Source organism: Rathayibacter rhapontici (assembly GCF_001995175.1).
Taxonomy (GTDB): Bacteria; Actinomycetota; Actinomycetes; order Actinomycetales; family Microbacteriaceae; genus Rathayibacter.
The window spans coordinates 110,239-117,557 of record NZ_MUKN01000004.1 but is presented as its reverse complement, the minus strand read 5'-3'; the positions used below and the strand labels follow the sequence as shown (position 1 = coordinate 117,557).

The window sequence follows — 7,319 nt, the reverse complement described above, 5'->3', positions numbered from 1 at the left end:
CCCCCGCCGCGAGAGGCAGCAGCAGCACGGCCAGCCGCGCGCCCGCTCCCGCCGCCTCGGCGAGGGCCGAGCGGCACGACGCGCACGTGCCGAGGTGGGCGTCCGTCCGGCGTCGGTCCCGGATCGGCAGTCGCCCGCGGGTGTGCGCGCCGGCGCGCTCGAGGACCCAGCGGCACTCCCCGTCGGCCGCGCTCGCGGCCACGTGCTCCTGGATCCACGCGCCGCGCAGTCCCTCCCTGGCGCGGTGCCCGAGGGCGGCCACTCCGTTCGGCCGGAGTCCCAGCAGCGGCGCGGCCTCGGCCGGGCTCATCCCCTCGACCGCCGTGTACCAGAGCACCTCCCGCCAGCGGGCGGCAGCGCGCGGAAGGCGCGGACGCCGAGGTCCCGGTCCAGCGCTGCGAGGGCGCGCTCCTCGGGTCCGTCCTCGAGCCCGGCCACGTCGCCGTCGAGCGGCCGCTCCCGCGACCCGCGCCGCCCCCAGCTGGACGCGACGTTGCGGACGGCGGTGAAGAGGTAGGGACGGAAGGCTCCGTCGGGCCCGCCGCCCCGCGCGAGGGCGTCGAACGTCCGGAGGAACGCCTCCGACACCAGATCGTCGGCGTCGAGCGACGACCAGGCCCGCGCGACGGATCGGGCCGCGGGGGCGTGCCGGCGCCACAGCTCGGCCGACGCCGCCGCGTCGCCCTCGCGCACGCGGGCGATCAGCTCGGCGTCTCCCGCCGGTCCGCCGTGCGGGCGATCGGCCCGCCCGAGCCGCCGACCCGGAGTCGCTCCGTGCGCGTTCGCCACAGCACCCTCCTCCGCTCGTCGACCCGACGATCCTGACAGGGAGCCGAGCGATCGTCGGGTCCTGTCGCGCGGTGGAGCGCGGCCCGCGCGTTGCTAAGCTGGCCGCGCCGCGACTGGCGTTCGGATGGGTGACCATCAGGGAGCGGCACCTCCTCCGGGGCGCGCGCTCCGGACACTTTTCCCGCCGCACGCCTGGGCTGGAACGGATACCGTAGTCCGGGTCGCCCGTACGCGCCGAGTCGCCTCGATGCGCCGGCGCGGGCACCCTCCGTTTCCCAGTCAAGGAGCGTCCGTGTCCTCTTCCACCGCCCAGAGCCCCGCGACCACCGGTGCGTCCGGATCGTTCGACCAGCCCGTCTCGGTCGTCGATCCCGAGATCGCCGCCGTCCTGCAGCAGGAGCTCGACCGCCAGCGCGGCTACCTCGAGATGATCGCGAGCGAGAACTTCGTGCCGCGCGCGATCCTGGAGTCGCAGGGCTCGGTCCTGACCAACAAGTACGCCGAGGGCTACCCGGGCCGCCGCTACTACGGCGGCTGCGAGTTCGTCGATGTGGCCGAGCAGCTCGCGATCGACCGCGCCAAGGCCCTCTTCGGCGCCGAGTTCGCGAACGTGCAGCCCCACTCCGGTGCCACCGCGAACGCCGCCGCGCTCTCCGCGCTGATCCAGCCCGGCGACACGATCCTCGGGCTCGAGCTCGCCCACGGCGGCCACCTGACGCACGGCATGAAGCTCAACTTCTCGGGCAAGCTCTACAACGCGACCGCCTACGGCGTCGACCCGCAGTCGTTCCGCATCGACATGGACGTCGTGCGCGAGAAGGCCCTCGAGGTCCGCCCGCAGGTGCTCATCGCCGGCTGGTCGGCCTACCCGCGCCACCTCGACTTCGAGGCGTTCCGCGCGATCGCCGACGAGGTCGGCGCGAAGCTCTGGGTCGACATGGCGCACTTCGCCGGCCTCGTCGCGGCGGGCCTGCACCCCTCGCCCGTCCCGCACGCCGACGTCGTCACCACGACCGTGCACAAGACGCTGGCGGGTCCCCGGTCGGGCCTCATCCTCGCCAAGCAGGAGTACGCCAAGAAGCTCAACTCGGCCGTGTTCCCGGGCCAGCAGGGCGGCCCGCTGATGCACGTCATCGCGGCGAAGGCGACGGCCTTCAAGCTCGCCGGCGAGGCGGAGTTCGCCGAGCGCCAGGCGCGCACGATCCGCGGCGCCCAGATCCTCGCGAAGCGCCTCACCGCTCCCGACGCGAAGGCCGAGGGCATCGACGTGCTCACCGGCGGCACCGACGTGCACCTGGTGCTCGCCGACCTCCGCAACTCGCCGCTCGACGGCCAGCAGGCGGAGGACCGGCTGCACGAGGTCGGCATCACGGTGAACCGCAACGCCGTGCCCTTCGACCCGCGTCCTCCGATGGTCACCTCGGGGCTCCGCATCGGCACGCCCGCGCTCGCGACGCGCGGCTTCGGCGAGAACGAGTTCACCGAGGTCGCCGACGTGATCGCCGAGGCGCTCAAGCCGTCCGCCGACCTGCAGGCCCTGCGCGCCCGCGTGGGCCGGCTCACCGACGACTTCCCGCTCTACCGCGGGCTCTGAGCCCCGATCCGCGGAGCCGCCCGGCTCCGCGGATCCCACCCGGGCCTCCGGGCCCTCCGCGTGCCGCGGTCGCCGGACGACACGTCCCCGGCGACCCGGTGCGCGCCGCTCGAACACGAGGAGTCATGCGATGACGGCACAGGTACTCGACGGAGTCGCCACGGCGACGGCGGTCAAGACCGAGATCGCGGTGCGGGTCGCCGCGCTGCGCGAGAAGGGGATCGTGCCCGGGCTGGGCACGCTGCTGGTCGGCGACGACCCGGCCTCCCGTTCCTACGTCGCGGGCAAGCACCGCGACTGCGCGGAGGTCGGGATCGAGTCGATCCGGGTCGACCTGCCCGCGACGGCGTCCGCCGAGGACATCCGCAGCGCGATCCGGCAGCTGAACGAGTCCGCGGCGGTGACCGGCTACATCATCCAGCTGCCGCTGCCGAAGGGCATCGACGAGAACGCGATGCTCGAGCTGATGGACCCCGACAAGGACGCCGACGGGCTGCACCCGACGAATCTCGGCCGCCTGGTGCTCGGCGTCGAGGGCGAGCTCGACAGCCCCCTGCCCTGCACGCCCAACGGCGTCGTCGAGATGCTGCGGCGGCACGACATCCCACTCTCGGGCAAGCACGTCGTGGTGGTCGGACGCGGCCTCACCGTCGGTCGGCCGCTCGGGCTGCTCCTGACCCGCAAGGGCATCGACGCGACCGTCACGCTGACCCACTCGCGGACGACCGACCTCGCCGCGGAGGTGCGCCGCGCCGACATCGTGGTCGCCGCCGTCGGCGTGCCCGGACTCATCGCCGCCGACTGGGTGAAGCCGGGGGCCGCCGTGCTGGACGTGGGCATCACCCGCGTCGAGAACCCGGAGACCGGCCGCGCGAAGCTCACCGGCGACGTCGCTCCCGGAGTGGCGGAGGTCGCGGGCTGGCTCTCGCCCGTCCCCGGCGGCGTTGGCCCGATGACCCGCGCCATGCTCATCCACAACGTGGTCACGGCCGCGGAGCGCGCCGCCCGCTGACCGCGCGGAAGCGCACCGGATCTCCCGGGGCGAGCTGGGCGAGGGCGTCGAGCGACGCGGAGTCGACGACGGCGACCACGGGGTAGCCGCCGGTCACGGGGTGGTCCGGTCCGAAGACGACCGGGAGCCCGGACGGCGGCAGCTGCACCGAGCCGTGCAGCATCCCCTCGCTCGGCAGCTCGCCGGCGCGTCCCGTCGGCAGCGGTGCTCCGGTCAGCCGGAGCCCGACGCGGTCGGCGTCGCCGAGGTGCCAGGGAGTGTCGAGGAGTGCTCTCCAGGTCCCCGGCGGGAGCCGCTCCAGGCGCGGACCCGGATGCACGGCGAGCGTCGCTCCTCGGCCCGGCGCCGGGAAGGGCCACCAGTCGAGAGCGGCGACGCGGCCGGAGGCGCGGCCGATCCGCAGCACGTCACCGGCCCGCAGCGGCTCGGGGCCGAGGGCGGCGAGGGTGTCGCGGGAGCGCGACCCGAGCACCGGCGGCACGTCGATCCCGCCCCGGACGGCGAGAGTGCGGCGGATCCGCGCGCGCAGGGGGCCCAGCCTCAGCACGGCGCCGGCCGGCAGCAGCACGGGGAGGACGCGATCGACGCTCCGTCCGTCGATCCGCGCGTCCCCGTCGGCCCCGGTCAGGCTGAGCCAGACGTCCGCGTCGGCGCGCACGGCGAAGCCCGCGCCGAGCAGCTCCAGACCGGCGTCGTCGGCGTCCCCGCCCAGCAGCCGGTTCCCGAGGCGGAGGGCTCCGGCGTCCATCGCGCCCGAGCGCCCGACGCCGAGCGCGGCGAAGCCCGGACGGCCCGCGTCCTGGACGAGCGCGAGCGGGCCGGGATCGAGGACCTGCAGCCTCACCGCCTCTCCCGGAAGCGCACCTCGTCGCCCGGCGCGAGGAGCGCCGGCGGCGTCCGCTCGACGTCCCAGAGCACCGCGGTGCTCGTGCCGATCAGCTGCCAGCCGCCGGGGGAGGAACGGGGGTAGATCCCGGAGTAGGGGCCCGCCAGCGCCACGGACCCCGCGGGCACGCGCGTCCGCGGCTCCGCCCGGCGCGGCACCTCCGGCCAGTCGGCGAGTGCGACGAGGTAGGCGAAGCCGGGGGCGAACCCGCCGAAGGCCGCCCGCCACGGCGTCGAGGTGTGGCGGCGCACCAGCTCGTCGGCCGTCCAGCCGAGGCCGGTCGCGGTCCCCGCCAGATCAGCCCCGTCGTACTCGACGTCCACGACGAGCCGCCGCCCCGACGTGCGCGCCGCGTCCGTGTCCGCCGACGCGCAGACGGCCCGGATCCACCGCGCCGCCTCCGGCACGGGGAGGACGACGGGGTCGAGCACGACGAGCACGGTCCTGGCCGCGGGCACGAGATCGACCACGCCCCGCGGGCGCTCCGCTCCGAGGGCGAGCGCCAGCGCGAGGGCCCCGTCGAGACCGGCCGTCTCGACCAGCACCGCTCGATCCCCGGACGGGAGCAGCCGCGCAGCGATCACGGGACCGCGGGCGCCAGGGCGAGTCCGGCCCGGGCGAGGGCGTCCCGCACGGCCACCGCCATCGCGAGGGCGCCGGGGGAGTCGCCGTGCACGCACAGCGAGTCGACGTCGACGCGGAGGATCCCGCCGTCGCGGTCCACGACCGTCCCCTCCGTCGCCATCCTCACCGCGCGAGCGGCGACGAGCGGCGCGTCGCCGAGGACGGCTCCCTCCTCGCCGCGCGGGACGAGGGTGCCGTCGGAGCGGTAGCCGCGGTCGACGAACGCCTCGCGGACGAACGGGAGACCGGCCTCGCCGGCGGCGCGCTCGATCGCGGAGGAGGCGAGGCCGAGGACGGGCAGGCCCGGCGCCGCATCGCGCACCGCGGCCGCGACGGCTCCGGCCCGCGCCTCGTCGTGCACGATGCGGTTGTAGAGGGCGCCGTGCGGCTTGACGTAGCGGACGTGCGTGCCGACCGCCCGTGCCACGGCCTGCAGCGCTCCGATCTGGTAGACGACGTCGGCGTGGAGCTCGTCCGGGTCGACGGGGAGGTCGCGGCGCCCGAATCCGGCGAGGTCGCGGTAGGAGACGTGCGCGCCGACGGCGACTCCCCGCTCCGCCGCGAGACGGCAGCGGTCGAGCATGATCGAGGGGTCGCCGGCGTGGAAGCCGCACGCGATGCTCGCGCTCGAGACCACGCGCAGCATCGCGTCGTCGTCCCCGAGCTCCCACACCCCGAAGCCCTCGCCGAGGTCGGCGTTGAGGTCGATCGCAGCGCGCATGCCCCGAGCCTACGGTTCCCGTCCAGACGACGCCGGTAGCGTTGCCGGACGCACTCGCGTCCCCCACCCCCGTCGGACCCGTCTTCGAGTGCGCCCGCCCCACGAGGAGAACCCATGCGCACCGTATCCGCCTACGCCGCCCCGTCCGCCACCGAGCCGCTGATCCCGGCCACCGTCGAGCGCCGCGACGTCGGCCCGCACGACGTGCTCATCGAGATCGCCTACTCCGGCATCTGCCACTCCGACATCCACACCGTGCGCGGCGAGTGGGGACCGGTCGCCTACCCCCTGACCGTCGGCCACGAGATCGTCGGCGTCGTCGCCGAGGTCGGCTCCGAGGTCTCGAAGCACTCCGTCGGCGATCGCGTCGGCGTGGGCTGCATGGTCAACTCCTGCCGCGAGTGCGAGAACTGCCTCGCGGGCGAGGAGCAGTACTGCCTGAAGGGCAACGTCGGCACCTACGCCGCCGTCGACCGCGACGGCACCATCACCCAGGGCGGCTACTCCACCCACGTCGTGGTGGTCGAGGACTTCGTGCTGCGCGTGCCGGAGTCGATCCCCTACGAGGCCGCCGCGCCGCTGCTGTGCGCCGGCATCACCACGTACTCGCCCCTGTCGCACTGGAACGCCGGCCCCGGCAAGAAGGTCGCCGTCGTCGGACTCGGCGGCCTGGGCCACATGGCCGTGCAGTTCGCGCACGCGATGGGCGCCGAGGTGACCGTGCTCTCGCAGACGCTCGGCAAGAAGGACGACGGCCTGCGCCTGGGCGCCGACCACTACTACGCGACGAAGGACGAGGAGACGTTCTCGACCCTCGCGAACACCTTCGACATCATCCTGAACACCGTCAGCGCCCCGCTCGACCTCGACGCGTACCTCGGCATGCTGCGTCTGAACGGCACCATGGTGAACGTCGGCGCCCCGGCCGAGGCCCTGCCGCTGCACGTCTTCACGCTGTTCGGCGCCCGCCGCTCCTTCGCGGGCTCGGGCATCGGAGGCATCCGCGAGACCCAGGAGATGCTCGACTTCTGCGCCGAGAAGGGCATCGCGAGCGAGGTCGAGGTCATCCCGGCCTCCGAGATCAACGCCGCCTACGAGCGCGTGCTCTCCTCCGACGTGCGCTACCGCTTCGTCATCGACATCGCGACGATGACGGAGTAGTCGCTAGCCTCGCGGCATGAGCGAACGGAGTCACCCCGCGGTCGATCGCGTCCTGGCCGACCTCGCGGTGCACGGGGTGCATCCGCCCGTGCGCTGGCTCGACGAGGCCGCGTCGACCGCGGCCCTCGCGGCCGCGGCGCTCGGCATCGAGCCGGGCCAGATCGCGAACTCGCTCGTGTTCCTCCTCGATGGGGAGCCGCTGCTCGTCCTGACGAGCGGCGGCCACCGCGTCGACACGCGCTGGCTCGGCGACGAGCTGGGCGGCACCATCGGCCGGGCGAGCGCGTCGGTGGTCAAGGAGGCCACGGGCCAGACCATCGGAGGCGTCGCGCCGGTCGGTCATCCCCGCGCGCTGCGCACCGTGGTCGACGAGGCGCTCGCGGAGTACGGCACGGTGTGGGCGGCGGCGGGACACGCGCACACGGTGTATCCGACGAGCGCCACGGAGCTCGTGAGGGTCACCGGGGGAGTGCTGCGCCCGGTCGTCCCGCCCGCCTGAGGCCTCCGCCGCGCAGAGGGAGCCGGCACCCGC

At 74.8% G+C, this 7,319-nt stretch carries 9 protein-coding genes and 1 riboswitch; of the genes, 4 read left to right on the top strand and 5 right to left on the bottom strand.

The window, feature by feature from the left end; translation table 11 throughout:
* Positions 1 to 337 (bottom strand): zf-HC2 domain-containing protein (locus tag B0T42_RS02585; protein WP_173892278.1); only part of this gene is annotated, 337 nt, incomplete at its 3' end.
* Entirely contained in the window at positions 307 to 789 is a 483-nt protein-coding gene (locus B0T42_RS02580; protein WP_077221827.1) for an RNA polymerase sigma factor, read from the bottom strand. The genes B0T42_RS02580 and B0T42_RS02585, both read right to left, overlap by 31 nt.
* Positions 790 to 888: 99 nt before the next feature.
* A riboswitch (ZMP/ZTP riboswitch) is annotated at positions 889 to 994 on the top strand.
* Between the two features lie 87 nt (positions 995 to 1,081).
* Here B0T42_RS02580 and glyA point away from each other — a divergent pair.
* Positions 1,082 to 2,383 carry a serine hydroxymethyltransferase gene (gene glyA / locus B0T42_RS02575; RefSeq protein WP_269087488.1) on the top strand — a complete coding sequence of 434 codons (1,302 nt, stop codon included), beginning with the start codon at positions 1,082 to 1,084 and terminating at the stop codon, positions 2,381 to 2,383.
* 130 nt (positions 2,384 to 2,513) lie between these two features.
* Positions 2,514 to 3,395 (top strand): bifunctional methylenetetrahydrofolate dehydrogenase/methenyltetrahydrofolate cyclohydrolase, encoded by an 882-nt coding sequence (locus tag B0T42_RS02570; protein WP_077221825.1) that lies wholly within the window; start codon positions 2,514 to 2,516, stop codon positions 3,393 to 3,395.
* Here the strand turns inward: B0T42_RS02570 and B0T42_RS02565 are convergent.
* From B0T42_RS02565 to B0T42_RS02555, 3 genes are read right to left on the bottom strand one after another with little or no spacing between them, the layout of a single operon-like run.
* Positions 3,367 to 4,239, bottom strand: coding sequence for a 5-oxoprolinase subunit C family protein (locus tag B0T42_RS02565; protein WP_077221824.1), 873 nt, complete (start codon positions 4,237 to 4,239; stop codon positions 3,367 to 3,369). The genes B0T42_RS02570 and B0T42_RS02565 overlap by 29 nt on opposite strands.
* The gene (locus tag B0T42_RS02560) at positions 4,236 to 4,826 is read right to left on the bottom strand and encodes a 5-oxoprolinase subunit B family protein (RefSeq protein ID WP_236720072.1); all 591 of its coding nucleotides are present in this window, start codon (positions 4,824 to 4,826) and stop codon (positions 4,236 to 4,238) included. The genes B0T42_RS02565 and B0T42_RS02560 overlap by 4 nt, the downstream gene beginning before the upstream one ends.
* Positions 4,827 to 4,861: 35 nt before the next feature.
* On the bottom strand, positions 4,862 to 5,626 hold the full coding sequence (locus B0T42_RS02555; RefSeq protein WP_077221823.1) for a LamB/YcsF family protein: 765 nt from the start codon (positions 5,624 to 5,626) through the stop codon (positions 4,862 to 4,864).
* A 114-nt stretch (positions 5,627 to 5,740) separates the two neighbouring features.
* Between B0T42_RS02555 and B0T42_RS02550 the strand changes: the two genes are divergently transcribed.
* Together B0T42_RS02550 and B0T42_RS02545 are read left to right on the top strand one after the other, a co-directional pair.
* Positions 5,741 to 6,787: an NAD(P)-dependent alcohol dehydrogenase gene (locus tag B0T42_RS02550; protein ID WP_077221822.1), complete on the top strand. Its 1,047-nt coding sequence runs from the start codon at positions 5,741 to 5,743 to the stop codon at positions 6,785 to 6,787.
* 16 nt (positions 6,788 to 6,803) lie between these two features.
* Positions 6,804 to 7,286, top strand: coding sequence for a YbaK/EbsC family protein (locus tag B0T42_RS02545; RefSeq protein WP_077221821.1), 483 nt, complete (start codon positions 6,804 to 6,806; stop codon positions 7,284 to 7,286).
* Positions 7,287 to 7,319: the final 33 nt, after the last annotated feature.

Excerpts from the sequence above, each read along its gene's own strand:
- B0T42_RS02570 (WP_077221825.1), top strand. The coding sequence starts at position 2,514 with ATGACGGCACAGGTACTCGACGGAGTCGCCACGGCGACGGCGGTCAAG.
- B0T42_RS02555 (WP_077221823.1), bottom strand. The coding sequence starts at position 5,626 with ATGCGCGCTGCGATCGACCTCAACGCCGACCTCGGCGAGGGCTTCGGG.
- B0T42_RS02550 (WP_077221822.1), top strand. The coding sequence starts at position 5,741 with ATGCGCACCGTATCCGCCTACGCCGCCCCGTCCGCCACCGAGCCGCTG.
- B0T42_RS02545 (WP_077221821.1), top strand. The coding sequence starts at position 6,804 with ATGAGCGAACGGAGTCACCCCGCGGTCGATCGCGTCCTGGCCGACCTC.